Annotated in this window: 21 protein-coding genes and 1 pseudogene; 16 read left to right on the top strand and 6 right to left on the bottom strand. The window is 54.8% G+C overall.

Annotated features, from left to right (window positions below):
• Positions 1-76: 76 nt before the first annotated feature.
• From ACFFLD_RS04415 to ACFFLD_RS04405, 3 genes are all read right to left on the bottom strand, one after another.
• The gene (locus tag ACFFLD_RS04415; RefSeq protein ID WP_386037137.1) at positions 77-1459 is read right to left on the bottom strand and encodes an NAD-dependent succinate-semialdehyde dehydrogenase; all 1383 of its coding nucleotides are present in this window, start codon (positions 1457-1459) and stop codon (positions 77-79) included.
• A 177-nt stretch (positions 1460-1636) separates the two neighbouring features.
• Positions 1637-2260 (bottom strand): peptide-methionine (S)-S-oxide reductase MsrA, encoded by a 624-nt coding sequence (msrA, locus tag ACFFLD_RS04410; protein ID WP_386037134.1) that lies wholly within the window; start codon positions 2258-2260, stop codon positions 1637-1639.
• An 83-nt stretch (positions 2261-2343) separates the two neighbouring features.
• A complete protein-coding gene (locus ACFFLD_RS04405) occupies positions 2344-3246 on the bottom strand; it encodes a LysR family transcriptional regulator (RefSeq protein ID WP_386037131.1) in 903 nt (300 codons plus the stop codon).
• Between the two features lie 168 nt (positions 3247-3414).
• Between ACFFLD_RS04405 and ACFFLD_RS04400 the strand changes: the two genes are divergently transcribed.
• The 10 genes from ACFFLD_RS04400 to ACFFLD_RS04355 all read left to right on the top strand — a co-directional run bounded on the left by ACFFLD_RS04400 (position 3415) and on the right by ACFFLD_RS04355 (position 16377).
• Entirely contained in the window at positions 3415-4926 is a 1512-nt protein-coding gene (locus ACFFLD_RS04400) for a CoA-acylating methylmalonate-semialdehyde dehydrogenase (RefSeq protein WP_386037128.1), read from the top strand.
• Positions 4927-4947: 21 nt separating this feature from the next.
• Positions 4948-6654 (top strand): GMC family oxidoreductase, encoded by a 1707-nt coding sequence (locus ACFFLD_RS04395; protein ID WP_386037125.1) that lies wholly within the window; start codon positions 4948-4950, stop codon positions 6652-6654.
• A gap of 203 nt (positions 6655-6857) precedes the next feature.
• Positions 6858-7064 carry a cold-shock protein gene (locus tag ACFFLD_RS04390; RefSeq protein ID WP_066448238.1) on the top strand — a complete coding sequence of 69 codons (207 nt, stop codon included), beginning with the start codon at positions 6858-6860 and terminating at the stop codon, positions 7062-7064.
• A gap of 224 nt (positions 7065-7288) precedes the next feature.
• A complete protein-coding gene (locus ACFFLD_RS04385) occupies positions 7289-9058 on the top strand; it encodes an SLC13 family permease (RefSeq protein WP_386037121.1) in 1770 nt (589 codons plus the stop codon).
• Between the two features lie 90 nt (positions 9059-9148).
• Positions 9149-9814 (top strand): alpha/beta hydrolase, encoded by a 666-nt coding sequence (locus tag ACFFLD_RS04380; RefSeq protein WP_386037118.1) that lies wholly within the window; start codon positions 9149-9151, stop codon positions 9812-9814.
• An 80-nt stretch (positions 9815-9894) separates the two neighbouring features.
• Complete coding sequence (locus ACFFLD_RS04375; protein WP_386037115.1) at positions 9895-10575, top strand: hydrogenase subunit MbhD domain-containing protein; 681 nt, start codon at positions 9895-9897, stop codon at positions 10573-10575.
• Positions 10572-12062, top strand: coding sequence for a complex I subunit 5 family protein (locus tag ACFFLD_RS04370; protein WP_386037112.1), 1491 nt, complete (start codon positions 10572-10574; stop codon positions 12060-12062). The genes ACFFLD_RS04375 and ACFFLD_RS04370 overlap by 4 nt, the downstream gene beginning before the upstream one ends.
• A complete protein-coding gene (locus tag ACFFLD_RS04365; RefSeq protein ID WP_386037109.1) occupies positions 12059-13567 on the top strand; it encodes a complex I subunit 5 family protein in 1509 nt (502 codons plus the stop codon). The genes ACFFLD_RS04370 and ACFFLD_RS04365 overlap by 4 nt, the downstream gene beginning before the upstream one ends.
• The gene (locus tag ACFFLD_RS04360) at positions 13564-15360 is read left to right on the top strand and encodes a complex I subunit 5 family protein (RefSeq protein ID WP_386037106.1); all 1797 of its coding nucleotides are present in this window, start codon (positions 13564-13566) and stop codon (positions 15358-15360) included. Before ACFFLD_RS04365 ends, ACFFLD_RS04360 begins: the two co-directional genes overlap by 4 nt.
• 36 nt (positions 15361-15396) lie before the next feature.
• Positions 15397-16377, top strand: coding sequence for a YihY/virulence factor BrkB family protein (locus ACFFLD_RS04355; RefSeq protein WP_386037103.1), 981 nt, complete (start codon positions 15397-15399; stop codon positions 16375-16377).
• 82 nt (positions 16378-16459) lie between these two features.
• On the opposite strand, the gene ACFFLD_RS04350 is transcribed toward ACFFLD_RS04355, so the two are convergent.
• Together ACFFLD_RS04350 and ACFFLD_RS04345 are read right to left on the bottom strand one after the other, a co-directional pair.
• Positions 16460-17869, bottom strand: a complete 1410-nt coding sequence (locus ACFFLD_RS04350; RefSeq protein WP_386037100.1) for a PhoH family protein — start codon at positions 17867-17869, stop codon at positions 16460-16462.
• Between the two features lie 193 nt (positions 17870-18062).
• Positions 18063-18932, bottom strand: a complete 870-nt coding sequence (locus tag ACFFLD_RS04345; protein WP_386037097.1) for a LysR family transcriptional regulator — start codon at positions 18930-18932, stop codon at positions 18063-18065.
• A gap of 115 nt (positions 18933-19047) precedes the next feature.
• Between ACFFLD_RS04345 and ACFFLD_RS04340 the strand changes: the two genes are divergently transcribed.
• Positions 19048-19914, top strand: coding sequence for a cation diffusion facilitator family transporter (locus tag ACFFLD_RS04340; RefSeq protein WP_386037094.1), 867 nt, complete (start codon positions 19048-19050; stop codon positions 19912-19914).
• 116 nt (positions 19915-20030) lie between these two features.
• The gene (locus ACFFLD_RS04335) at positions 20031-20303 is read left to right on the top strand and encodes a hypothetical protein (protein WP_386037091.1); all 273 of its coding nucleotides are present in this window, start codon (positions 20031-20033) and stop codon (positions 20301-20303) included.
• A 114-nt stretch (positions 20304-20417) separates the two neighbouring features.
• Here the strand turns inward: ACFFLD_RS04335 and ACFFLD_RS04330 are convergent, their stop codons facing one another.
• Complete coding sequence (locus ACFFLD_RS04330; protein WP_386037088.1) at positions 20418-20603, bottom strand: DUF3008 family protein; 186 nt, start codon at positions 20601-20603, stop codon at positions 20418-20420.
• Positions 20604-20809: 206 nt separating this feature from the next.
• On the opposite strand from ACFFLD_RS04330, the gene ybaK reads away from it, so the two are divergent.
• The 4 genes and pseudogenes from ybaK to ACFFLD_RS04310 all read left to right on the top strand — a co-directional run.
• Positions 20810-21277: a Cys-tRNA(Pro) deacylase gene (ybaK, locus tag ACFFLD_RS04325; protein WP_386037085.1), complete on the top strand. Its 468-nt coding sequence runs from the start codon at positions 20810-20812 to the stop codon at positions 21275-21277.
• A 122-nt stretch (positions 21278-21399) separates the two neighbouring features.
• Positions 21400-22797 (top strand): ATP-dependent RNA helicase DbpA, encoded by a 1398-nt coding sequence (gene dbpA, locus ACFFLD_RS04320; RefSeq protein WP_386037082.1) that lies wholly within the window; start codon positions 21400-21402, stop codon positions 22795-22797.
• A gap of 98 nt (positions 22798-22895) precedes the next feature.
• Positions 22896-23771 (top strand): PA4780 family RIO1-like protein kinase, encoded by an 876-nt coding sequence (locus tag ACFFLD_RS04315; protein WP_386037079.1) that lies wholly within the window; start codon positions 22896-22898, stop codon positions 23769-23771.
• Positions 23772-23966: 195 nt separating this feature from the next.
• Positions 23967-24137: pseudogene (locus tag ACFFLD_RS04310) on the top strand (AbrB family transcriptional regulator); the annotation flags it as partial.
• Positions 24138-24219 lie beyond the last annotated feature (82 nt).

Genomic DNA, 24219 nt, shown 5'->3' with positions numbered 1-24219 from the left:
CGCCGTAAGCTAATAAAAGCCTACGGCGCTATTGGTGACATATTACTGCTTACTCTATGTCATGTTACGTGTCGGATTACTCTTGAACGATGATCACCGACTTGGCATTGACGAACTCGTGCATGCCGAAGCCGCCGTGCTCACGTCCATAGCCAGAGTTTTTAACGCCGCCGAAAGGCATTTCTGGGGTAGCCACCCCAAAGCCGTTAATAAACACCATGCCAGTATCAAAGTATTTGCTGGCAAGCTCTGACGCACGCTTCACATCTTTAGAGATGATGCCGCCGCCAAGGCCGTAACGGCTATCGTTGGCGATACGCATCGCGTCCTCGTCATCTTTCGCGCGAATCAGTGCCGCTACCGGACCAAACAGCTCGTCGTCATAGGCAGGCTGGCCTGGCGTGACGTTATCCAGCACGGTGACTGGGTAAAACGCGCCCTTGCCAGACGGCTTTTCACCACCACAGAGGATTTTTGCGCCTTTACGCACGCTCTCTTCGACCTGGTCGTGGAGACCATCGCGGAGATCAACGCGCGCCATGGGGCCAAGGTCGCTATCTTCGTGAGTTGGATCACCAGCCTTGAGAGACTGCATGCGGGCTACGTAGCGCTCTTTGAACGCTTCATAGTTTTTCTCCGTCACCACGAAGCGCTTGGCAGCAACACAGGTTTGACCGCCGTTAAAGACGCGTCCTTGGACACAAGTATCCACCGCCACGTCCAGATCAGCATCATCGAGTACCAGGAAGGCATCGTTAGAGCCCAGCTCAAGCACGGTCTTCTTCAAGTACTCGGCGGCTTTGGCGGCCACCTTGCGACCAGCGCCATCGCTGCCCGTTAGCGTGACCCCGCGTACCGCGGAATGCCCGATTACTTCATCGGATACGTCGTGCGAGATCACCAGCGTGCGGAAAACATTCTCTGGAAGACCTGCTTTACGATAGATTTTTTCCAGTAGCAGACCGCTACCGGTAACGTTTTCAGCATGTTTAAGCAATACACCGTTACCCGCCATGATATTGGCGATGGAGTAACGTACTACCTGATAAGCAGGGAAGTTCCAGGGCTGAATGCCGTAGATGACACCCATCGGTGCAAAGCTGATAAAGCCGCGCTCACCGTTGCTCGGTTGACGCTCTTCGTCGGCCAGTTCTTTGGGGCCCTGTTCAGCGGTGTAATCACAGATGCCTGTGCATAGGTCAACTTCTTGGCGAGCTTCCTCGGGAAGTTTACCCATTTCGGTGACCATCATATCGACAAGCTCATCTTTATGATCTTGCATCGCTTTGCCGATTGCTTTGACTACGCTGGCACGACTCTCCAGAGATTCCAGGCGCCAATCAAGAAACGCAGTATAGCAAGCGTCAACTACCTGGTTCGCTTGCTCGCTGTTCATCAGCGTATAGGTTTCTAGTGTTTCGCCGTTGGTCGGATTAATTGTCGTGATGCTGTTGCTCATAAGATCTCCTATCTTCAGATCAACGTTTGAATCAAAAAACGTCCAGCTCCTGGGCGCTTAGTCGACCGGTCTATTTTCTATATGTGACCACTCTAGTACAAAACGAGCGGCTATGCATAATTTAGCGTTGCTTTATGCGGCAATGGCTAACGTAAAGAGTTCCATCATGGGGTTGGCTTACTCAAACGTCGGTCCGCCGGCTTCTTCGCCCCACACTTCTTCCAGGCGGCCGTCGCGACCACAGCTATAGCGGTAAAATTTATAGCGTACGGGATTCTTTTGGTAATAATCCTGGTGGGACTCCTCGGCCGGCCAGAAGGTGGTGGCCGGTATTATTTGAGTAGTAATTTCCCGATCGAAGCGCGCTTCCATCTCGGCCTTGGACGCTTCGGCGAGCTCCCGTTGCTCTTCATCATGATAAAAGATCGCCGAGCGGTACTGATCACCCACATCACAGAACTGGCGGTCGACCGCGAAGGGGTCGATGTTGCGCCAGAAAATATCCAGTAGCTGTGGGTAGCTAATCTGATCCGAATCGTATTCGACGTTAACGACCTCGGTGTGCCCCGTACCGCCCTGAGAAATCTCTTCGTAAGAGGGGTTTTCAAGTTCGCCCCCGATATAGCCCGAAATAGTGGCAGTGACCCCCGGCTGCTTATCGTATGGCGGCTCCATGCACCAGAAGCAGCCGCCAGCAAAGGTGGCTGCCGCCTGTGACTGGGCGTAAAGCGCAGGGCTTGCGAGGCCAGCAGTGGCCATTATACAAAGCGCGAATGGGCGAGCTAGGACAGGTCGGACCATTGAGAACACTCCAGGGCAGGTAAGACGTTATGACTTACGTCTGATTCAACGAACGGCACAGGGTTCCGTTTTGTTGTTTTCGGCTAGCCCAGGCGATTCGGCCATACCTCATCCAAGGTGCTCAGGGCCGCGATGACGGGGGCTTCAGCGGTACTGTTGTGGCGCCATATAAAGCTTAACGCGCAGGGCAGGCGAATGTTGTTCGCAACGACCAGCCCGCTCGCTTGTCGTTCAGCCATGGCCAATGCATCACGGGCGAGGCTCAAACCCACCCCAGCGCGAACCAAATCGAGCATACAGGCTTCCTGATCAACCTGTGCGACGCGATTAGCCACCACCCCGCTTGGCGCAAGCGCTTGCTTTAATAAACGATGGTGCGCTGAGTCCTGTGGGGTAACGATCCACGGCAGCGTCGCTAAGTGCTCCCAGCGGGTATCACGTAATTGGTTTTCCCAGCCCGCCGGGGCAACAACGTGATAATGGAAGTGAGTGAGTTCCCGCCAGGCAAGCGTGGCATATCCTGGCCCTTCACCGGGCGGCGCCAGGTAAAACCCGACATCTAGCTCACCTTGTTCAATGCGGTTTAGCACGCTCCCGCTCATGCCGTGCTGTAACTCAGTTTCAAGCTGCGGTGCGCGTGCCATCAAGCGGTTTAAAAAAGCCCCTAAACGGAGAAATTCAGGGTCAACAATCGTACCAATGGCGAGCTTGCCGCGCAGGGTGCTGTGCAGTGCACCGGCGGTCTGCTCGAAAGCCTGGACACTGGTTAGCGCTTTTTCGGCAGCAGGCAGCAATGCGTGACCATCGGCAGTTAATGCCAGGCCTTGAGGACGGCGGCTAAACAGCACAAGCCCTAAATTAGCCTGCAGTTGTTTCAACTTTAGGCTAATGGCCGGTTGTGTCAGGTGTAGCTGCTCGGCTGCGCGGGACACGCTGCCCGTTCGCGCAACGACCACAAAGGCACGCAGGGTGGCATAGTCTTGCATGTCCGACCTCCTGGCACGGTGAGATATTAGTAGAGCTTATAACTGGCTTTTAAATAACTCAATTGATCCCTTCGTCTTGCTCAGTAAGCTGGAGAAACAAACGCCTCTTAGCGTCGGCTACTGTTTCCCAAGCCTTGCTCAAGCCCGTTCTCCTCGAAAGGTAATCCCATGACAACAACAGCGATTCAGCACTTTATCAATGGCCAGGTCACCGCTGGCGAGTCCTCTTCCACGCAAGACGTATTCAATCCTGCCACGGGGCGTGTGACCGGGCGTGTATCACTGGCATCCCCCGTTGAGGTAAACAGCGCGGTTGATGCGGCCAAAGCGGCTTTTCCCAGCTGGGCTGATACGCCACCTATTCGCCGTGCGCGTGTGCTGTTCAAGTTTTTAGAGCTATTGAATACGCACAAGGACGAGCTAGCAGAAGCGATCACGAAAGAGCATGGCAAGGTGTTTACCGATGCCAAGGGGGAAGTAGCGCGCGGTATTGATATCGTTGAGTTCGCTTGTGGTATTCCGCAGTTGTTGAAGGGGGATTATACCGAACAGGTCAGTACCGGAATCGATAACTGGACGACCCGTCAACCGTTAGGGGTAGTGGCTGGTATAACGCCTTTTAATTTCCCCGTGATGGTGCCCATGTGGATGTTCCCGCTGGCGATTGCCACGGGTAATACCTTTATCCTCAAGCCGAGCCCGCTTGATCCCAGTGCTTCCTTGCTAATGGCTAAACTGCTTCAAGAGGCAGGGCTGCCCGACGGTGTGTTCAACGTGGTGCAAGGTGATAAAGCGTCAGTGGATGCGCTGATTGATCACCCCGAGGTCAAGGCGCTGTCATTTGTGGGGTCTACCCCGATTGCCAACCTGATTTACGAGCGTGGTGCCCGTCACGGCAAGCGTGTTCAGGCGTTGGGCGGGGCCAAGAACCACATGGTGGTCATGCCGGATGCCGACCTTGATAAAGCGGTCGATGCGTTGATTGGTGCCGCATACGGCTCTGCCGGTGAGCGCTGCATGGCGATCAGCGTCGCGGTGCTGGTGGGTGATGTCGCCGATAAAGTAGTGCCGGCGTTGGCTGAGCGTGCCCGCGCTTTAAAAGTCATCGATGGCATGCAGCCAGAGGCGGAAATGGGCCCGATTGTGACTCGGCAAGCCCACCAGCGGATTACCGGCTATATCGAAAAAGGCGTGGCCGAAGGGGCTAAGCTGGTAGTTGATGGGCGTGATTTTGAGTCCGTATCGGCGGGTGGCGACTGTGCGGAAGGCTTCTGGATGGGCGGTTCACTGTTTGATCACGTGACCCCGGATATGACGATTTACCGAGAGGAGATTTTTGGTCCGGTCTTGGTCTGTGTTCGTGTGCCGGATATTGCCACGGCGATTCAGTTGATCAACGACCATGAGTTTGGCAATGGCGTTAGCTGCTTTACCGAAAGCGGTCACGTGGCGCGTGAGTTTGGCCGCCGCATTCAGGTCGGCATGGTGGGTATCAACGTGCCTATTCCGGTACCAATGGCGTGGCATGGCTTTGGCGGTTGGAAGCGTTCTCTATTTGGCGATACCCATGCCTATGGAGAAGAGGGAGTGCGCTTTTATACCAAGCAGAAATCCATTATGCAGCGTTGGTCGGATTCGATAGATGCCGGTGCTGAATTTGTGATGCCTACCGCGAAGTAAACCTCAGAAAAGAGAGCGACCATGGCTAAACAACAGACACAACAATCACAAAAAACATCAGCCTCTTCAGCCTCCTTGGAATTTGATTATATCGTGATCGGCGCAGGCACCGCTGGGTGCCTGTTGGCCAATCGGTTAAGCGCTAACCCACATCACCGTGTATTGCTGATAGAGGCGGGTGGCCGCGATAACTACCACTGGATTCATATCCCCGTGGGTTATCTCTACTGCATCAATAACCCCAGGACCGACTGGCTGTTTCGTACCGAGCCCGACAAGGGGCTCAATGGCCGTTCGTTGATATATCCACGTGGAAAAACCTTGGGCGGCTGTTCCAGTATCAATGGCATGATCTACATGCGCGGGCAGGCACGTGACTACAACCATTGGGCCGAGGTAACGGGCGATAAGGCGTGGAGTTGGGAGCAGTGTTTACCCGATTTTATCAAACACGAAGATCACTATCGCTTGGATGAAGGCGGCGACGCGGATGCCAAGCACGGTGATTTCCATGGTCATGGTGGGGAGTGGCGGATCGAAAAACAGCGGCTCAAATGGGCGGTGCTGGACGACTTTGCCGAGGCTGCGGTAGAGGCGGGCATTCCGCGGACCGACGATTTCAATCGCGGTTCAAACGAGGGGGTGGCCTACTTTGAAGTAAACCAACGCTCGGGCTGGCGCTGGAATACCGCTAAGGCGTTTTTGCGCCCTGCGCTCAAGCGGGGCAACGTCACGTTATGGCACTCTACCCAGGTGAATCGGCTCTGCTTTGAAAAACAAGGCGTTGATTCTCAATCAGGCTCGTTGCGTTGTACCGGTGTCGAGGTCGAGCGTAATGGTAAAGCCCTGCGCGTTGAGGCCAGCAGGGAAGTGGTGTTATGTGCGGGGGCTATCGGCACTCCTCATTTGCTTCAGCTTTCCGGTGTTGGGCCGAGCAAACTGTTGAGTGAGCATGGTGTTGACGTGGTACATGATCTGCCTGGGGTGGGTGAGAACCTTCAGGATCATCTACAGATTCGCTCAATCTATAAAATCACCAATGGCAACACGCTGAATGCGATGGTCAGTACGTTGTGGGGGAAAGCCGGAATAGGGTTGGAGTACTTGTTCAAGCGCTCCGGGCCGATGAGCATGGCGCCTTCGCAGCTAGGTGCTTTTACTCGCAGCGACGCGGATCATCCGCATGCCAATATTCAGTATCATGTGCAGCCGCTAAGCCTTGAAGCCTTTGGTCAGCCATTGCATCCGTATCCAGCCATTACCGCCAGTGTGTGTAACCTAAACCCTACCAGCCGTGGCTCGGTGCGGTTAAAAAGTAGTGATCCGCGTCAGGCGCCCGCTATTTCTCCTAACTATTTGAGCACGCCTGAGGATCGCAAGGTAGCCGCGGACTCTCTGCGCATCACCCGACGTATTGCCGAACAGCCAGCCTTTGCCAAGTATGCGCCGGAAGAGGTAAAGCCTGGCGTGGAGTATCAAAGCGATGATGAACTGGCCCGGCTGGCGGGAGATATCGGCACCACCATTTTTCATCCCGTAGGCACGGCGCGCATGGGGCGTGAAGATGATCCAATGGCGGTGGTCGACGCCCATCTTAGAGTACGCGGGGTTCGTGGGTTGCGCGTGGCCGACGCCAGCGTCATGCCGACCATCACCAGCGGCAATACCAACTCACCCACGCTAATGATTGCGGAGAAAGCCGCTGCGTGGATCTTGGCAGGGCAATGAACGTCCTGCCTGTGTGGTCACATAAGACACGGTATTGACGAGCGAGGGGGTTAAGCGCAAAATAGCGTCAGTTGGTTAGCAAGTCGAACGTTGTCAGCAGTATAGAAGCGCCTCATGCGTTAAATCTGGTGAAAGTTTCTTGTTCTACCCACTGTAATTCGGGTATTTCCCGGTTTTAATTAGCTTTATCGAGGATTTCGATCATGGCAACTGGTACCGTTAAGTGGTTTAACGACACTAAAGGCTTCGGCTTCATTTCTCCTGACGACAATGGCGACGACCTGTTCGCGCATTTCTCAGAAATTCAGGCAGACGGCTTCAAAACTCTGCAAGACGGCCAGAAGGTTTCCTTCGACGTCACTCAGGGTAAAAAAGGCCTTCAGGCTTCTAACATCAAAGTTGTAGACTAATCTCTACGCATTGATGCTAGCAATCGCTGCTTAGCGGCGATTGATCGGAAAACCCCGCCATGTGCGGGGTTTTTTGTTGCCATAAAAAAGTAATGGGGAACGGCTCCAGGCGCTAAGCGTTTTATATTCCATTTTGGTATTTAAATGTTTCTAAAAATAACTTTTTAGAATATAGGATTGGCTTCACAATACCGCGATGCTTATTGATTAAGGATGTTGCGGTTATGTCGTTGGATGCTTGGATGGCGGTGGGGGTAGTGCTGACAATTTTCCCGCTCATGGCTTTTTCACGCCTGGGGCCGGATATTATCCTGCTGGGCGCGGTTATCTTATTAATGACCTTTGGAGTGATTAACCCACAGCAGGCGCTTGGGGGCTTTTCCAATAGCGGTTTATTCACTGTTGCCTTCATGTATGTCTTAGTGGCGAGCATTCGCGAAACTGGCGGTATCGATTTAATCATTCGCTATGTCCTCGGGCGTCCCCAGCAAGAAAGAGGGGCGCTAATGCGGCTACTTTTGCCGGTGGCATCGCTTAGCGCTTTTGTAAACAATACACCGGTAGTGGCGACCTATATTCCTGCCGTAATGAGTTGGAGTCGTCGGCTGCGCCTGTCGCCCCAACGGCTACTCATGCCGCTTAGTTTTGCCTCGATATTGGGCGGTACCATTACGTTATTTGGTACCAGCACGAACCTGGTCGTGCATGGCCTGTTGCTTGAGCGCTACCCTGAGCTGGGGATGGGACTGCTGGACCTTGCTTGGGTGGGTATTCCCGTGGCGGTGGCGGGGTTAACGTACCTGATAATTCTGGGGCCGGGCATGCTGCCTGACCGTAAAGGGGTGGCCAGTGCGTTTGCCAATCCCCGCGAGTTCACTATTGAAATGGAAGTTGATCCCACCGGTGTCCTGGTGGATAAGAGTGTCGAAGAAGCTGGCCTGCGCCATTTACAAGAATTGTTTCTGGTTGAAATTGAGCGCGCAGGCAATGTGGTCAGCGTGGTGGGCCCTGGCGAGCAGCTCAAAGGAGGGGATCGACTGGTGTTTACGGGCACCTCGGATGCGGCGGTAGAACTACAGCAAATTCGCGGTTTGATTCCCTCTCGTGACGCCACCTCTAGTCTTGAAAAAGAGTTTAAAGAGCGTCGGCTGGTCGAAGCGGTCGTTTCCGATCAGTGCCAGTTCATTGGTCAGCGTATTCGTGACGGTCACTTTAGAACCCTTTATGGCGCCGCAGTGCTGGCTATCTGTCGAGGCGGCGAGCGCGTGAAAGGCAATCTGGGACAGGTGCAACTTCAGCCCGCCGATGTGTTATTGCTAGAGGCTCGGCCGCCGTTCATTGAGCGGCATCGCCAATCGCGCGATTTTTTACTTATCAGCGAACTCAATGGCTCGGCACGCCCTGTGCATGAAAAAGCCCCCTTGGCATGGGGAATACTCATAGGCGCTGTTCTATTCGCGGCGCTAGGGGTGCTGAGCATGCTGAATGCCGCCATGCTAGGCGCAGCATTGGCACTATTGACGGGATGTTGCTCGGTAGGCGCGGCCAAGCGGGGGCTGGATACACAAGTACTGCTGACCATCGCCGCATCGTTTGGGGTAGGTGCGGCCCTGCAAAGCTCAGGTGCGGCCGAGACCATGGCGGGCGGGGTTTTAACCTTCGTGTCGGGAAGCCCACTGCTATTGCTCGTGGGTACTTACTGTGTGGTCGCGCTATTGACGGAGCTGGTGACCAATAACGCAGCGGCAGTGATTATTTTTCCGGTGGTCATGAGCGCGGCGGAAAGTCTGGGCGTTAGTCCGATGCCCTATGTCGTCGCCGTGATGTTTGCTGCGTCGGCCAGTTTTTTAACGCCCATCGGTTATCAAACCAATATGATGGTTTATGGGCCGGGCGGCTATCGAGTGAGCGATTTTCTGCGTTTAGGAAGTGGTTTGAATATACTCACCGGCGCGATAGCACTACTTTTGATTCCTATCGTGTGGCCTTTTTGAACGTGTGGTGGTTCTTTTAAACGTGTCACCGCTCGCTGTTAACGCAGGTTTACGCTAGGGTGACGCTTTTTGAATAAGGAATACGACTTCATGACTGCTCCTGGCGAACTGGTTATTGAACCAAAAGATGGTCAACCCGCCGATGCCTGTGTCTTTATTATTCATGGCTTAGGTGCGGATGGTCACGATTTTGAACCTTTGGTACCGGCATTAGCGCTACCCAAACACACTCATGTGCGTTTTATCATGCCCCATGCACCACGCCTGCCAGTGACCATTAACGGTGGTATGGTAATGCCTGCATGGTACGATATTTTAGCCATGGATTTGGGGCGACGGGTTGATGAGAGCCAGCTAAAAAAATCGGCCGCACGCATCCAAACATTGATCCAAGAACAGATTGACCTAGGGATCGACAGCCAGCGAATTATTGTGGCAGGTTTTTCACAAGGTGGCGCTGTTGCTTACCACGCGGCGCTCACATTCCCCGCACCGCTAGGCGGTCTGCTGGCCATGTCAACGTACTTTGCAACGGTAGACAATATTGATCCTGCCCCCGCCAATCGGGAAATTCCCGTCGAAGTCCAGCACGGAAGCTTCGACCCGATCGTGCCTGAAACCCTTGGGCGCAGTGGAGCAGATCGTTTAAAAGCCATGGGTTACGCCGTCAATTATCGCCAATATCCGATGGCGCATGCGCTATGCCCACAGCAAGTCAATGATATTGGTAAGTGGTTAACTGCTCGCCTAAGCTAAGCGAGCAGTTCGACACTCACCTAGAAGGCAAGTCCATCCAGCGCCGATTCGTGCCCGATGCAAGGACGTAGCGAAAACGAATGATAGCTTCTCATGATGCGGTAGACGTAGTACTTGCGCTGTGCCTAACGATGGCGGCATTAGTGTGCCTGTTTGATCGCCACATGGTGCGTGCGTGTCGTGTCTTTGTAGTCTTCGCTGCCGCCATGACGCTTGCCTGGTGGCGACTCGAAGCCCCCTGGTTGGCTGTTGTGGAGCTAGCGCTGGGGGTGGGGCTCACTGGGCTGTGCTTTTTTTACGCCCTGGGTCGCGTCTACGCCGATGCCCAATTCTCTTTAAAACACGATCACTTTCGCGAACCCTGGTCTCGGGTGGTGATAAGAGTGGTGTTGGCGCTGGCTTGGTTTGTGTTCGTCGGCGCCGCTATTCGCTATGTGATGGCCGATATGGTGTATTCACCGACCGAGCATCCTCTTCTTCTGGCCGGGGTGATTATCACGGCCACTGCCTTGGGCGCTTTTGCCCTCCACCAGCATCTGGTACGTCGCTTGCTGGCGTTTAACCTGCTTGGGTCGGGGGTGTTTATGCTCTTGGCGGGGGTGGCGGGTACCTCGTTAGCTGCCCAGGCGTTAATCAGCGTGGGACTACTCGTGGCGTGTCTTGGTTCGATACTTGGCGCTTTGCTTATCAGACAGCTTTTACGTTTGGAAGGCGCCGATGCGCTGGGTCAAGACGACCGCCCTAAAGAGCGCACCACATGATCTGGCGTTTCGGTCTTTTCGAGAGCACCTTCGAACCTCTTGCCGTGACGAGTTGGGCGCTGGTGGTAGCGCTTGGCTGGCCGCTGCTGATGGGCGGGCTCGCCGCGCTGGCGCCCCCCAAACGGGCCTGGCCTGTGCTGCTTGCCAGTGTGCCGCTGTTGGCCTCGGGGGGCGTGCTGCTATGGAGCTTTGAAGGGGCGGGCTTACTGCAGTGGCAGTGGTCGATAGCCGACCTTCACCTGTCGCTTCGCCTAAACGGGTTGAGCGTACTGTTACTGCTGATGGCGCAGTGGATTAGCGTTGCCGCCGCGCTTTATACCCCTGGCTATTTACGCTTGACCGATAGCGGGCCGCTGTCTCGCTGGTTATGGCCGCTGATGGGGGTGGTGCTAAGTGCACTTTCGCTCATTTGGTTAGCCACCGATCTACTCACCCTTTATGTCGCATTAGAAGTGCTGGGCTTGGCAGGGGTGGGCATGCTGATGCTGTCAGGGAAAGTGCCTTCGCTGGTGGCGGGAATGCGCTATTTGCTTCTGGCACTGGTGGGGTCGCTCACTTACTTGCTGGGCATCGCGTTGATATTGGGTCACTGGGGCCGGTTGGACCTGCAGGGGCTGGCTGAGGTGATCGAACCAGGACCGGTCGCATGGTTCGCTGCGGCGTTGATGGGCGCAGGGCTTGCCTTGAAAGCCGCATTATTTCCGCTACACGCATGGCTAACGCCGGTCCATGAGAATGCCTGGGTACCGGTCAGTGCTGTGCATGCCGGTCTAGTCATTAAAGCCTCGTTGTTTATCTTGCTCCAGCTTTGGAGCCTACTGCTGCCCGATACTTTTTATGCGCCTCGCTTAATTGCCTGGTTAGGCCTGCTGGCGATTGTATGGGGCGGTCTGCTGGCGTGGCGTACTGACTCGCTGAAAACCTTGGTCGCCTCATCGACGGTCGCACAGTTAGGCTACTTGATGGTGGCTTTTCCCCTTTTGCTGGGGCCGGATGTGGCGCCCTTTCCGCGGGCCTTGGCATGGGAAGGTTTTTGGTTGCAGTTGATGGGCCATGCCTTTGCCAAAGCGGCGATGTTTTTGGCTGCGGGAAATCTGATGTTGGCCACCGGCGAGAGTACTTTAAAAGGCTTGGCCGGCACTAGCCGACGGTTACCCCTTTCCTTGTTAGTTCTGGGTATTGCCTCCATTACCTTGATGGGCCTTCCTCCCAGCGCCGGCTTCACGGCGAAATGGCTGTTACTGGAAGCGATGATCATTACCCAGCAGTGGTGGGCGGTGGCGGCGCTACTGACCGGTACGCTGCTGACGCCAGCCTATGTGTTTCGCATGTTTCGCTACTCCTTTGATGAGACGGCACCGCGCCACCGTTATCAACCACTGGCGCCAGGGATGGATCTTATCGCGCTCACGCTTGCCCTTATCGCCTTCGCCTTAGGCCTACTGGCGCATTATCCGCTTGAGCTGATGTATGGAGGTAGCCCATGAATGCCGCCTGGTTACCGCTTACCGCGTTGGCTACCTCTCTGCTGGTCGCTGTCACTATTTTCTGCCTACCGGAGGAGGCCAGACGGCTGCGCAGCACTATTAACCTATTGGCTGCGGTGTTTAAGATTATTCTGGTAGTGCTCATGTTCAGACGGGTAGCCGACGGCCATGAGGATATCTTTAGCTTTCAGGTGATTGGTGGCGTTGATTTTGTACTGCGCACCGATGCGCTGGGCGTCATGTTTGCCGGACTGTCATCACTGCTGTGGCTATGCACGACGGTGTATGCCATCGGCTACCTGGAAGGCTCTGCCAACCGGAAGCGTTTTTTTGGTTTCTTTAGCCTTTGCGTCGCGAGCACGATCGGTATTGCGCTTGCCGATAACCTGTTTACGTTTTTGATCTTCTACGAAATGTTGACGCTCTCCACGTACCCTCTGGTGGTTCACCGTGGTTCGGAGCAAGCGCTCAATGCGGGGCGCGTCTATTTACGCTACACCTTAAGCGCTGGCGTGGTGATACTGCTGGGTGCGGTGCTGCTTTATAGCCTGACGGGAGATCAGTCCTTCTCCTCAGAAGAGGGGCTGGGCGATTACGTCAATGACCACCGAGTGCTGCTGATACTCGTCTTTGGGCTGCTGGTAGGGGGGATGGCGGTGAAGGCGGCGATGGTCCCGCTACACGGTTGGCTCCCCCGAGCGATGGTGGCGCCAGCGCCGGTCAGTGCGCTATTGCATGCGGTCGCCGTGGTGAAGGCGGGCGCCTTTGGGATTCTGCGCGTCGTTTACGACCTTTACGGTATCGAACTCAGCGTGGAACTGGGCGTTATTAGCGTACTGGCGGTCGCCGCCTCGGTGACCATCATTTATGGCTCGCTGAGAGCGATTGCTCAACAAGAGCTGAAACCGCTACTAGCGTTTTCTACCGTCAGCCAAGTCTCATACATCATTCTTGGCATTGGTGTATTCGGCCCGTTTGGAACGGTTGGCGCGCTGGCCCACCTGCTGCACCAGGGGCTAATGAAAGTGACGCTCTTTTTCTGCGCGGGTAATTATGCGGAAGAGCTCGGTATACACCGTATTGATGAAATGGATGGCGCGGGCAAACGCATGCCGTTAACCAGCATTGCGTTTACCATTGGTGCGTTAGGCATGATCGGCCTTCCTCCGGTGGCAGGGTTTATTACCAAATGGTATCTGGGCGTGGGGGCGATACAGGCCGACATGTACTGGGTGGTGGCGGTGCTGGTGCTTAGTACAGGACTCAACGCTATTTACTTTTTGCCGATTGTGCACCGTTTATGGTTCCGCTTAGGCCCCTCACATGGCAAGGGGCACTGGCCCGATGAGCAACGCCTGGGTAAGCGTTTAGAAACCCATAGCTGGCTGCTTATGCCCATGGTGGTGACCGCGATAATCAGCCTGATGGCAGGGTTGTTTGCCGGACTACCCTTTAGCCCTCTGGACTGGGCAGCCCGCGTTGCCAACGGGGAGTATTTGCCATGATGAGCTTGCTATTGGCGCTGAGCCTGCTTTGGCCCCTCGCGATTGCTGGCAGTGTGGTATGGGGCGCTTATCGACGCCCCCAAGCGGGGCGGCAAGCAGGGCATCGAGAAGGGAACGGCTATTTCTCTCTGTTATGGATAAGCGCTGCTTGGCCAGCATTATTGTTGGCTTATGGCGGTGAAGCCCAGTGGACCATGGATATATGGATGCTGGGGGGCGAGTGGGAGTTAAACTCGCTTAGTCGTCCTTGGCTGGCCTTTAGTGCGCTACTCTGGAGCTTGGCGGCGTTTCATGCCCGCGGTTACTTTGCGGCTGACCAAGCTAAAGCCCAAGATGGTGATCAGGATGCTCAGCGGCGCCTGCTGCGTTTGGCGCTGTTTTGGCCGCTTACCTTGCTGGGCAATGTGCTGTTGATCATTGCCCAGGATATTGCCAGCTTCTATTTAGGCTTTGCGCTGATGACCTTCGCCGCTTACGCCTTTGTGGTGCATAACGGGACGGCCGAGGCTCAGCAGGGAGCCAAGGTGTATCTGATCATGGCGGTGGTGGGTGAAGGGCTGATCCTTGGCGGTTTTTTATGGGCGGCCGGTGAGGCCAATACTTTAATGCTGCAAGGCGTGCGGGAAAGTATTTTGACCGCTGAGCAAGGCGCCTGGATGGCGGCGTTGCTGTGTTTGGGGTTGGGCGTAAAAGCCGGTGTGATTGGTTTACACGTATGGCTGCCACTGGCGCATCCGGTGGCACCGGCGCCCGCCAGTGCCGTGCTGAGTGGGGTCATGATCAAAGCTGGCCTGCTGGGCTGGATAAGTATTCTGCCCTTAGGAAATGCGCAGGTATCAGGTGACTTGGCTCAGTTTGGCACCATCATGCTGGTGGCAGGCTTGGCCGCTGCCTTTGGCGCCGCCCTGTATGGGGTTTTTCAGCGTCATCCTAAAGCCGTTTTGGCCTACTCAAGTATTAGCCAGATGGGCATGATGACAGCGCTGGTGGCGATGGGGCTGGTAGCGCCAGAGGTATGGCCCATGCTATGGCCTGGCCTGGTGCTATTTGCCGCCCATCACGCGCTGGCGAAAGGCACGCTGTTCATGGGCACCAGCATCAGTGAGCATTTACCCCGCTGGCCGCTTCCGTTGGTATGGGCGCTGCTGGCACTGCCGGGAATCTCGTTAGCGGGTACTATCGGTGCTGGCATGATCAGCAAGTGGTCAGTGAAAAGCCCGCTGCATGAAATACATTACGAAACCCTGATTAAGCTGCTGAGCTGGGCAGCCGTAGGGACGGCGGCGCTGGTGTGCGTAGCCCTTTGGCGTCAGTGGCAGCAGCGCCAGAAAGGGGGCAGTCATCACTGTCAGTGGGGCGCATGGCTGGCAGGCATAGTGTTGGCTCTTACCACACCGTTGTGGTTGCCGCTGCCCGCTGGCAGCATCGAGATGCCGCCGATGAAAGAGTGGCTAAGTCTTATGTGGCCATTGCCGGTGGGTATTTTAGTGACCATGGTGGGCTGGCTGGTAACGCGTCCCCTTAACGCTGAGCCACCGCCTGCAGGTGATGCCTGGTGGCTTTATGCGGGTATCGTAGGCGCTGCACTAGTGCCGATAAAGCACGCAGCCAACCGCTGCGGACAGCTTAAAACAGCCAGTGTGGCCACCGCACAACATGCTGAAGAGAGAATAATGGGCCTTTTAAACCGACTATTGTCTGGTGAGACGTGGTTGCGTCACCATGCTAGTGGTTTGATGATGGTATTGGCCGTACTGCTTGCGGCACTACTTATGTGGGAGGGCCAACAATGAGACGTTTGTTAATAACGGCCTTAACAGGAAAACGCCATGGGTAAACGCGCGCGCGGACGCCACGCACAGATTCCCGGTGATATTCCCAAACGTGGCTGGCACGACATTGTGTGGCGGGTGGTACGAGCTGCGCGGCGTCATCGGATTACGATGCTGGCCGCTGGGGTAGCCTTTTATGCATTACTGGCGCTGTTTCCGACTATTGCGGCGGTCATTTCCCTTTGGGGATTGTTGTTTGATCCCTATGAGGCAGGTCAGCAACTCAATGAAATTAGCCGCTTTATGCCGCCCGATGCTGCCAACCTAATCGATCAACAGGCCCAGCAGGTAGTTGAAGGCGCTAAGTCAGGTAGCTTCCTAGGCGCTTTGGCCGGACTGTTGATCGCCATGTTTATCGCTTCTAAAGGGGTAGGGGTTCTGGTGGTGGGGCTTAACGTGGTGTATGGCGAAAGCGAACAGCGTAAGCTTTTTTACCGCACCCTATTACTAACGGCATTAACCTTTGGGTTGATTTTTATGACCCTGGTCTCGCTAGGGTTCATTGCCATTGTGCCGGTGCTGGTCGAGGCGTTGGCGATTGCCCCACCATTGGATAAAGTGCTTCAGTGGATGAGATGGCCTGCGCTGCTGCTGTTGATGAGCGTTCTGATCGCGCTGCTATACCGCTATGCGCCATATCGGCGTTCTGCTCAGTGGAACTGGCTCAGTTATGGCACGCTGCTGGCGACGGCCATGTGGCTACTTGGCTCTGGTGGGCTTTCTCTCTATGTGCGTTATTTCGCGACCTTTAGTGAACTCTACGGATCATTAGGGGCGGTAGTGGCGCTGATGCTGTGGTTTTGGCTGTCGGCCTTCGTTGTGCTGTTCGGTGCCGAAGTGAACTGCGAGATGGAGCGTCAAACTTATAACGATACGACCATCGGGGAGGAGCGGCCGTTAGGAGAGCGTGAAGCCTTTGCGGCGGACACCATTGGCGCACCGTGGCAGGACCCAACAGAAAGCAAGTCTGACGACTAATTCACTTGCCTGAACTCGCTGATGGTGGGTGATGCTTGGTGATGTGCCTCCCACCACTTGCTGGTAGTGGGAGGCAACAAGGTTAGAGTAGCTCTTCCGCCGCCAGCGCCAGGCGTGATCGCTCAACGCTTTTCAGGGTGATATGCCCGGCATGGGGCCAGTCTCGAAAGCGCTCAACCACCGCCGCCATTCCGCAGGTATTGGCCGTTAGGTAGGGCGTATCAATCTGACCCACGTTCCCCAGGCAGACAATTTTGGTATTGCGCCCCGCCCGAGTGACCAGCGATTTAAGTTGTTTAGGGGTAAAGTTTTGCGCCTCATCAATGATTAAGAAGGTGTCATTCAAGGTTCGTCCACGCATAAAGCTCGGCGCACGAATCTGCACGCGTGACCCTATCAACTGCCGTGTAGCACCGTTGTCCCAGCTGGATTCTCCCTCTTCGTTGCGCAACAGGTTATCCATGTTGTCGTGAAAGGCCCCCATCCAAGGTGACATCTTCTCCTCTTCGGTGCCGGGTAAAAAACCAATATCTTCTCCCATCGGGATCGGGGCGCGGGTAAACACGATTCGCTCAAACAGCTTGGCATCCAACGTTTGTTGAAAGGCCGCTGCCAGGGTCATAAAGGTCTTGCCTGTGCCAGCATTACCGGCAATGGTGACCAAGTCTATGTCTGGGTCCATCAGTAGGTTTAACGTGAAATTTTGCCGACTGTCGTGGGCATGAACGCCCCACACGCCAGCATGATGGCGGTAGTTAGTGAGCAACTGAAGTCTGGCTGACGATGGCCCCAGCTCGCGCACGATCGCCTCGAATTCAGCGCCGTTTTCGCTATCCGAGACCAGCATACCTACGTGCCACTGGCGGGGCATTGAGCCGTTGAGTTGGTAGAACGTATGCTGTCCTACGCGTTCAACGCTGACGTCCACATTTAACGCTTCCCATAGCGATGCCCCATCATGGCCGGCTGAGGCGTATACCTCAGCCCCTTCAATCATGGCATCGCTGTCGGAGAAGGCACGATCGTTGAAGTAATCCTCAACCGGTACTTTCAGGGCGGCCGCTTTAACCCGTAGATTAATATCTTTGGTGATCAGGATGACCGAGGCATCGGGTCGTTCTTCGCGCAGGCGGCAGGTTTCCGCCAGAATACGGTTATCGGGACTGTCGTCGAGTGCATCAAGCAGTTTTAAATCGTTGTAGCATAAAAAGTGCAGGCGTCCTGTTTCGCCACTAAGCCGGGGGATCGGAATTCCTCGTTGAATCTCATCAAACGTCACTTGGCTGGTAAGATCAGAAAGCGTACGGCTGATTTGGCGAGCCGTGCGGGCAATTTCACGAATACCATTTTTGTGTTTATCAAGCTCCTCCAGGACAGTCATGGGGATAACGACGTCGTGCTCATCAAAGTGGTAGAGCGCGGTGGGGTCATGAATGAGGACATTAGTGTCCAACACATACAGCCGAGTGGCTTTCTTATCGAGTCGTACCATCGTTGGAATCACTCCTTGGTTGACGGCAACTTCGACACTGGCAGGTGCGTATGACGCCTGGATGACACTTGCCTGTGTCTCTCACGTGGCGCTTTCGGTCGTCTCCTTATTTAGCCCTTTTTACTAGCGTGGGAGGCTTTGGGGTTTTTTGCCACAAAAAAGATTTCAACGATGTGTCAGTGCCCATCACGACCTAGTGGAGGGTCGCTAAATAGTGAGCCACTTTATTCAACAATGCGGTGGCTACCACGCCGCGATTATCGCTTTCCACGTAACGGTAGTAGTGGCTATCCAGTACCAAGTCATGGTTTAGCGTGCATAAGCTACCTGCATCCAAGGCACTTTTGACCAGCGGGTAGGGCAGTAATGCCCAGCCGGTAGCGTTGATCACTGCGTCGCGAATCACCTCAAACATCGTCAGTCCCAAATAATTACCCGAAAAGAGTGCTTCGCTGACCAGCTTGTCGTCCTGCACATGGGTCAGGCACACCTGGGTGTATTGGGCTAAGTCATCACGGTTGACGCTGGGTAAACGACTAAGCGGGTGATGGGGCGCGGCCACCAAGCGCATACTCACGGGGGCGAGGTTGGTGGCGTGGGTAGTGATACCTTCGGCTGTGTAAAGACCAAAGGCAATATCCACCGTTTGACGCAGAACAAACTGGCTATGTTCTTGAGGGGGAACCAGGTAAACCGAGATGGCCGTTAGCGGGAATTGCTGTTTCAAGTCGTGCATGACGTGGCGCCAAAACGCTTCTGGCAACGCATCATCGCGGGCAATGCCCAACTGGCTTTCTACGCCTTGTAGATGCTGGTGGCAGTGCTTTTTGATGCGACTGACGCTGGTCAACAGGCGATAGCAATCGGGTAGTACGCTATCTCCCACGGCGGTCAGCGTTAGGCTGTTGCCTGAGCGCTCGAATAACGCCACGCCAAGGCTATCCTCCAATGCATTAACGGCAGCACTCAGCGTGCTTCGCTTGACGCCAGCATGCCGCGCAGCCGCTGCAAAGGAGCCATGTTCGGTAACATCGATAAAGGCCTGCACCTGTTCAGCACGCATAGTCATCTCGTCTTATGTCATGAGCGCCATGAAAATTGGCGCTGAGCGATTCGTTATTGTCATAACTCTTCACTATTATGGCCCACAATCAGACTAATGTGATGGAGTTATCCGCGTGACCCCCTTTGTTGCCGAGCGCCGTGCGCTAAGATTTTCAGCTATTTCTGCCAGCCTGTTTGCGTTCACCGGGCTTGTGTTAGGGCTTACCAGTGGTTCTATAACAATACTTTTTGACAGCGGTTATTCGCTGCTGAGTTTGGTGCTGGCGTCGCTATCACTTTTTGCACTGCAGCAGGCAAGAAAGCCAGCTGATGATCACTACCCCTTTGGGCGGCTGACGGTGGAACCGCTTGCTGTGCTGCTCAAAGGCGTGGTGATAGCCATGGTATGTGTCGTATCGCTGGTGTCTGCGCTATGGAGCCTGCTCGACGGTGGGCGACTCGTCACGCTGGATTTAGCGCTGATGTTTGGAGTGGTTAACGTGACCGGCTGTTTGTTGACCTGGTGGTGGCTGGCGCGCTACGCCCGTGTGGCGCGCTCTTCGCTATTGACTGCCGAACTGCGCCAATGGCAGATGGATACTTGGCTAAGCGCTGCCGTCATGCTGGGCTTTGCGCTCACTTGGGCACTCACAAAGTCGCCGTGGGCCAGCTACGCAAGGTTTGCAGATCCGGTGATGGTATTGATTATCGCGGGTTATTTTTTACCTATGCCGATCCGCATGGTACGGGGCGCGCTGCGTGAACTGATGTTTGGTGGCTCAAGCGGTAGCGTACGACGTGACGTGGTGGAGGATGTCGCTGACTTTGATGTCACGTCTGACGATGTTCGGCTGGCCCAGGTAGGCAGTTTCCTAATGGTCGATATCCAACTCGACAAGCAGCAGTTCAATGACGCGCAAGAAATTGTCGATAGTGTAGAAAAACGCTGTAAACGGCTAAATCTTCGCCCCGTTACCAGTCTTACCCTGGTAACCAACTGAACGCTGATAGCTTACCAACGTGAGTAATTAACTTGACGTAGTGATAAAGCCAATGCTATTTAGCGCTACCGACGATTGGCGTCGGCCACTATTGTTTTGTTGAGGGTTGTAAAAACATGCCATTGCGCCGCTGTTTACCCGTACTGCTGCTGACCGCTATGGTCGCTGGCTGTGCAAGCTCTACCGTTGCTCCAAGCTACACTACTGAAAAGCCTGACGTTATGCGTATCGGTGGAGAGCGTCCCGCGAACCGCGACTCAGTCGTTGAAAGCGCTGGCTCATTCTGCCTTGAGACCGCTGAACGCTGGAACGAGCATGGCCGTTCGCCCGATGGACAAGCGCTATGGGCAAAAGACACCCTGCGTAAAGTGGTGCCTTGCAAGCAGTAGCCTCAACCAAGATAGCTTCAACCAAGTAGCCTTAAACATCGCCAGCTATATGCTGGCGATGTTGTTTTGTCAGTACAGGTTTAGTCATCACGGGTTTCGTCGCCACCGGCACGATCAATCGTCTTTCTTCTGTTGCTTGCCTTTGCGTTTCGTACCCGCTATATCCTCAAGCTCGCCCTCGCTCATTGAGTCATACATCTGTTTAGAGGGGCCATAAAGCTCGCTGGGCTTGGTGTCGCCCCGCTTGGCAGAAAGCGCTGCACCGGCGGCTTTTTGTTGTGCTTTAGAGTGGGCTGGCATGGCAGGTCTCCTTGCGGTTAACGTCCTTTGGGTTACTTAACGCTTCAGCTTAGCAAAAGCAAATGGGCTTTCCAGGCGTTAACAAATAACGTGCCTAATGTTCTCGCCAGTTGACTTTCTTTCGACTGTCGCGCTATTAACGTAATAGCACGCAACGTGTTTCGCAGTACCCTCACAGCATCACTGTCGTTAACAAAGAGAGCGATATGACACCGGCGATTAATAGTGCCAAACATGCAGGATTTGCTTTTCAGTTACATGAGTACGAACAAGATGCCACGGCGCCTTCCTATGGGTTAGAAGCGGCGGAGAAACTGGGCGTCACGGCTGGGCAGGTATTTAAAACCTTAGTCGTCAAATTGGATGGTAAACAATTAGCAGTTGGGATTGTGCCGGTAACCCATCAGTTGGGGTTAAAGCAGATCGCCAAGGCCGCCGGGGCGAAGAAAGCCGCCATGGCACAGCCTGATGAGGTGGAGCGCGCTACCGGCTATGTGCTAGGTGGCGTAAGTCCCTTGGGGCAGAAACGGCGACTGGCTACCTTCATCGATCATTCCGCCGAAGACTTCGCCAGTATTTATGTCAGTGCCGGACGACGAGGGCTCGAAATTGAACTGACCCCGAAGGATTTAGCGCTCTTGAGTCAGGCCACTTTTGCACCGCTGGCAACGTGATGGCGGCGCAGGCCACGTCACTTTCTGGTATGGTGCCGTAACGTTTGTGCGTCGCTTGCCCTCCAGGGGCGCACGCTGTGTTTTCGAAGGCCGCCTACTTGTGGCCCAAGCAAGGTAATATCGTGTCTGATTCCTCTTTCTCCTCGTTAGCGTTGCCGCAAGCTTTGCTGAGCAATCTAGCGTCCCTTGGCTATCATGAAATGTCGCCGGTACAGGCGCAGAGCCTGCCACCCATGCTAGCTGGACGCGATGTGCTGGCGCAGGCGAAAACTGGCTCAGGCAAAACGGCAGCCTTTGGGTTGGCGCTACTGGCGCAACTAAAGGTAGAGAGCTTTGCCGTTCAGGGGCTGGTGCTTTGCCCCACCCGGGAACTGGCCGATCAGGTCGCGGAAGAGGTGCGTCGTTTGGCGCGTGGCATGGCGAATGTCAAAGTGTTGACGCTCTGTGGCGGCGCCCCGTTTGGTCCTCAGCTCGGCTCTTTAGAACACGGCGCCCATATCGTGGTGGGTACGCCTGGCCGTATTGATGAACACTTACGTAAGGGCTCGCTCAGCCTGGATTCGCTCTCCATGCTGGTATTGGATGAAGCAGACCGTATGCTGGACATGGGGTTTCAGGCAACCATCGATGACATTATTGCCGACACTCCGAGCGACCGCCAGACGCTGTTGTTTAGCGCAACGTTTCCTGATGAGCAGGCCTCGGGCGGCTTGACTCAGATGACCCGCGGCGTGATGCGCGAACCGGTAACGATAAAAATCGCTGACGTTCACGATGCCAGCACTATTCGCCAGCATTTTTATAGCATTAAGGATGAAGAGGCGCGCTTTGATGCATTACGCCAACTGTTATTGGTCTATCGGCCAGATAGTAGCGTGGTGTTTTGCAACACCAAGCGCGAAACCACGGGGGTAGCGGAGCAGCTAATCGCTGCTGGATTTAGCGCCTTGGCTCTCAATGGTGATTTAGAGCAGAAAGATCGCGACCGCATTCTGATCCTGTTTGCCAACCAGAGTGCGTCTATTCTGGTCGCCACTGATGTTGCTGCTCGCGGCTTGGATATTGCTCAACTGGATGCCGTGTTCAACTATCAAATTGCCCGTGAGCTTGATGTTCACGTGCATCGGGTAGGGCGCACGGGTCGCGCCGGCGCCAGTGGCATCGCTTGCACGTTGGTAACGCCCAAAGAGAGCTATCGACTTGAGCGTTTGGAAGGATTGCTGGAACAGACAATCGCCACTGAGCCCTTGCCCAGCTCAAAGGAGGCGATCCCCTTCGAACCGCTGATGGCGACGCTGCAATTAGCTGGCGGCAAGAAAGATAAATTGCGCCCTGGCGATATTCTTGGTGCGCTGACCAGTGAAGGCGGACTGCGCGGCGATCAAGTCGGCAAGATCAAGGTGCTGGCGCGCAGCGCCTATGTGGCTGTCGAGCGGGGAGTGATCCAGCAAGCTCAGGCCAAGCTTGAACGTGATAAATTAAAAGGGCGGACTTTCCGCGTTCGCCGTATTCGGTATTGAGCCGTTGTATATTTAGTCATCGTTTATTGAGCCAATGTGTATTGAGCTTAGATAGCAATGATAAAAGAGTCAGTAAAGAGGAGCCGACGCAGCTAACCATGAAAATCCCTAAACGATTACAGCCCCTGGTCGATGATGGAATGATCGACGAGGTGCTGGTGCAGCTAATGAGCGGTAAGGAAGCTCAGGTCTACGTGGTGCGCTGCGGCGAAGATGTACGTTGCGCGAAGGTGTTTAAAGAGGCAAAGCAGCGGAGTTTTAAACAGGCCGTTCAATATCAGGAAGGGCGTAAAGAACGTAACTCTCGGCGAGCCCGAGCCATGGCTAAAAAAACCCGTTATGGCCAAAAAGAGCAAGAGCAGGCGTGGCTCAACGCGGAAGTCGATGCACTCTATCGACTAGCCTCGGCCGGGGTTCGTGTGCCTGAACCCCATGGCTTTGTAGATGGCGTGCTGCTGATGGAAATGATCAGCGACGCTGAGGGTAACGTGGCGCCGCGCCTTGATGAAGTAACCCTGACCCAGGAGCAGGCGATACGCTATCACGCCAAGGTCATTCAAGACGTAGTGCGCATGCTTTGCGCCGGCCTGATTCACGGTGATCTGTCAGAGTTCAACGTGCTGGTCGATGCCGACGGCCCCGTCATCATTGACTTGCCCCAAGCCGTGGATGCTGCCGGAAATAACAGCGCGGCGGCCATGCTTTATCGCGATGTCGATAATATGCGGGCTTACTTTGGTCACTATGCACCGGAATTGCTTAACACCCATTACGGGAAAGAAATGTGGGCGCTGTATGAGTCTGGCGAGCTACATCCCGACAGCAAGCTCACCGGCCACTTCGACTTCGACACGCATATTGCTAACGTGGATGAGTTGATGGAAGTGATCGATGACGCGAAAGAAGAAGAAGCCGAACGTCAGGCCCGCATGCGCGATGACGACGATGATGGCGAGATCCCCCAGCCATATTGAGCGTTGCCCGATAGCGTTTGTCTTCGTGAATCTATATCGTTAGCAGGTTAACTGCCTTTGTCAGCCGGGCGTTTATTCAGCCCGGAAGTAGACAAACAGGGGAGCAGCAACGGGGATTAAGTCGCGGGACAGATGTGACGGCTAGGATGGCGAGACGAGCGTCAGTCTATAGTAAAGCCTTGACAACATCGCTGACTGGCGATGCTGGCACTTTCGCCCGGAGGGATAGGTGAAATGGCCATTTTGGCAGTGACGCTCAACATTGACCCGGTGTTCGTCGCTTTTCATCACCTACAGCGCATGGTCACGCGCATGATGGTTGCACCTTTTTGGGCACGCTGGCTTGTTCGACGGGCGCCGGCTTGATCTGATGATGCCAATCGTTTCGGCTCTTCCAGCAACCTTCTTTCTCCAGCCGCCTAGTCTATCGTTCATTCCAATGCCAGTA

It is taken from the genome of Vreelandella sulfidaeris, assembly GCF_042429665.1.
In the GTDB taxonomy this organism is placed as follows: domain Bacteria; phylum Pseudomonadota; class Gammaproteobacteria; order Pseudomonadales; family Halomonadaceae; genus Vreelandella.
This window is presented reverse-complemented; position numbering and strand designations above follow the sequence as displayed.

Excerpts from the sequence above, each read along its gene's own strand:
- ACFFLD_RS04415 (WP_386037137.1), bottom strand. The coding sequence starts at position 1,459 with ATGAGCAACAGCATCACGACAATTAATCCGACCAACGGCGAAACACTA.
- msrA (WP_386037134.1), bottom strand. The coding sequence starts at position 2,260 with ATGGTCCGACCTGTCCTAGCTCGCCCATTCGCGCTTTGTATAATGGCC.
- ACFFLD_RS04405 (WP_386037131.1), bottom strand. The coding sequence starts at position 3,246 with ATGCAAGACTATGCCACCCTGCGTGCCTTTGTGGTCGTTGCGCGAACG.
- ACFFLD_RS04400 (WP_386037128.1), top strand. The coding sequence starts at position 3,415 with ATGACAACAACAGCGATTCAGCACTTTATCAATGGCCAGGTCACCGCT.
- ACFFLD_RS04395 (WP_386037125.1), top strand. The coding sequence starts at position 4,948 with ATGGCTAAACAACAGACACAACAATCACAAAAAACATCAGCCTCTTCA.
- ACFFLD_RS04390 (WP_066448238.1), top strand. The coding sequence starts at position 6,858 with ATGGCAACTGGTACCGTTAAGTGGTTTAACGACACTAAAGGCTTCGGC.
- ACFFLD_RS04385 (WP_386037121.1), top strand. The coding sequence starts at position 7,289 with ATGTCGTTGGATGCTTGGATGGCGGTGGGGGTAGTGCTGACAATTTTC.
- ACFFLD_RS04380 (WP_386037118.1), top strand. The coding sequence starts at position 9,149 with ATGACTGCTCCTGGCGAACTGGTTATTGAACCAAAAGATGGTCAACCC.
- ACFFLD_RS04375 (WP_386037115.1), top strand. The coding sequence starts at position 9,895 with ATGATAGCTTCTCATGATGCGGTAGACGTAGTACTTGCGCTGTGCCTA.
- ACFFLD_RS04370 (WP_386037112.1), top strand. The coding sequence starts at position 10,572 with ATGATCTGGCGTTTCGGTCTTTTCGAGAGCACCTTCGAACCTCTTGCC.
- ACFFLD_RS04365 (WP_386037109.1), top strand. The coding sequence starts at position 12,059 with ATGAATGCCGCCTGGTTACCGCTTACCGCGTTGGCTACCTCTCTGCTG.
- ACFFLD_RS04360 (WP_386037106.1), top strand. The coding sequence starts at position 13,564 with ATGATGAGCTTGCTATTGGCGCTGAGCCTGCTTTGGCCCCTCGCGATT.
- ACFFLD_RS04355 (WP_386037103.1), top strand. The coding sequence starts at position 15,397 with ATGGGTAAACGCGCGCGCGGACGCCACGCACAGATTCCCGGTGATATT.
- ACFFLD_RS04350 (WP_386037100.1), bottom strand. The coding sequence starts at position 17,869 with ATGGTACGACTCGATAAGAAAGCCACTCGGCTGTATGTGTTGGACACT.
- ACFFLD_RS04345 (WP_386037097.1), bottom strand. The coding sequence starts at position 18,932 with ATGCGTGCTGAACAGGTGCAGGCCTTTATCGATGTTACCGAACATGGC.
- ACFFLD_RS04335 (WP_386037091.1), top strand. The coding sequence starts at position 20,031 with ATGCCATTGCGCCGCTGTTTACCCGTACTGCTGCTGACCGCTATGGTC.
- ACFFLD_RS04330 (WP_386037088.1), bottom strand. The coding sequence starts at position 20,603 with ATGCCAGCCCACTCTAAAGCACAACAAAAAGCCGCCGGTGCAGCGCTT.
- ybaK (WP_386037085.1), top strand. The coding sequence starts at position 20,810 with ATGACACCGGCGATTAATAGTGCCAAACATGCAGGATTTGCTTTTCAG.
- ACFFLD_RS04315 (WP_386037079.1), top strand. The coding sequence starts at position 22,896 with ATGAAAATCCCTAAACGATTACAGCCCCTGGTCGATGATGGAATGATC.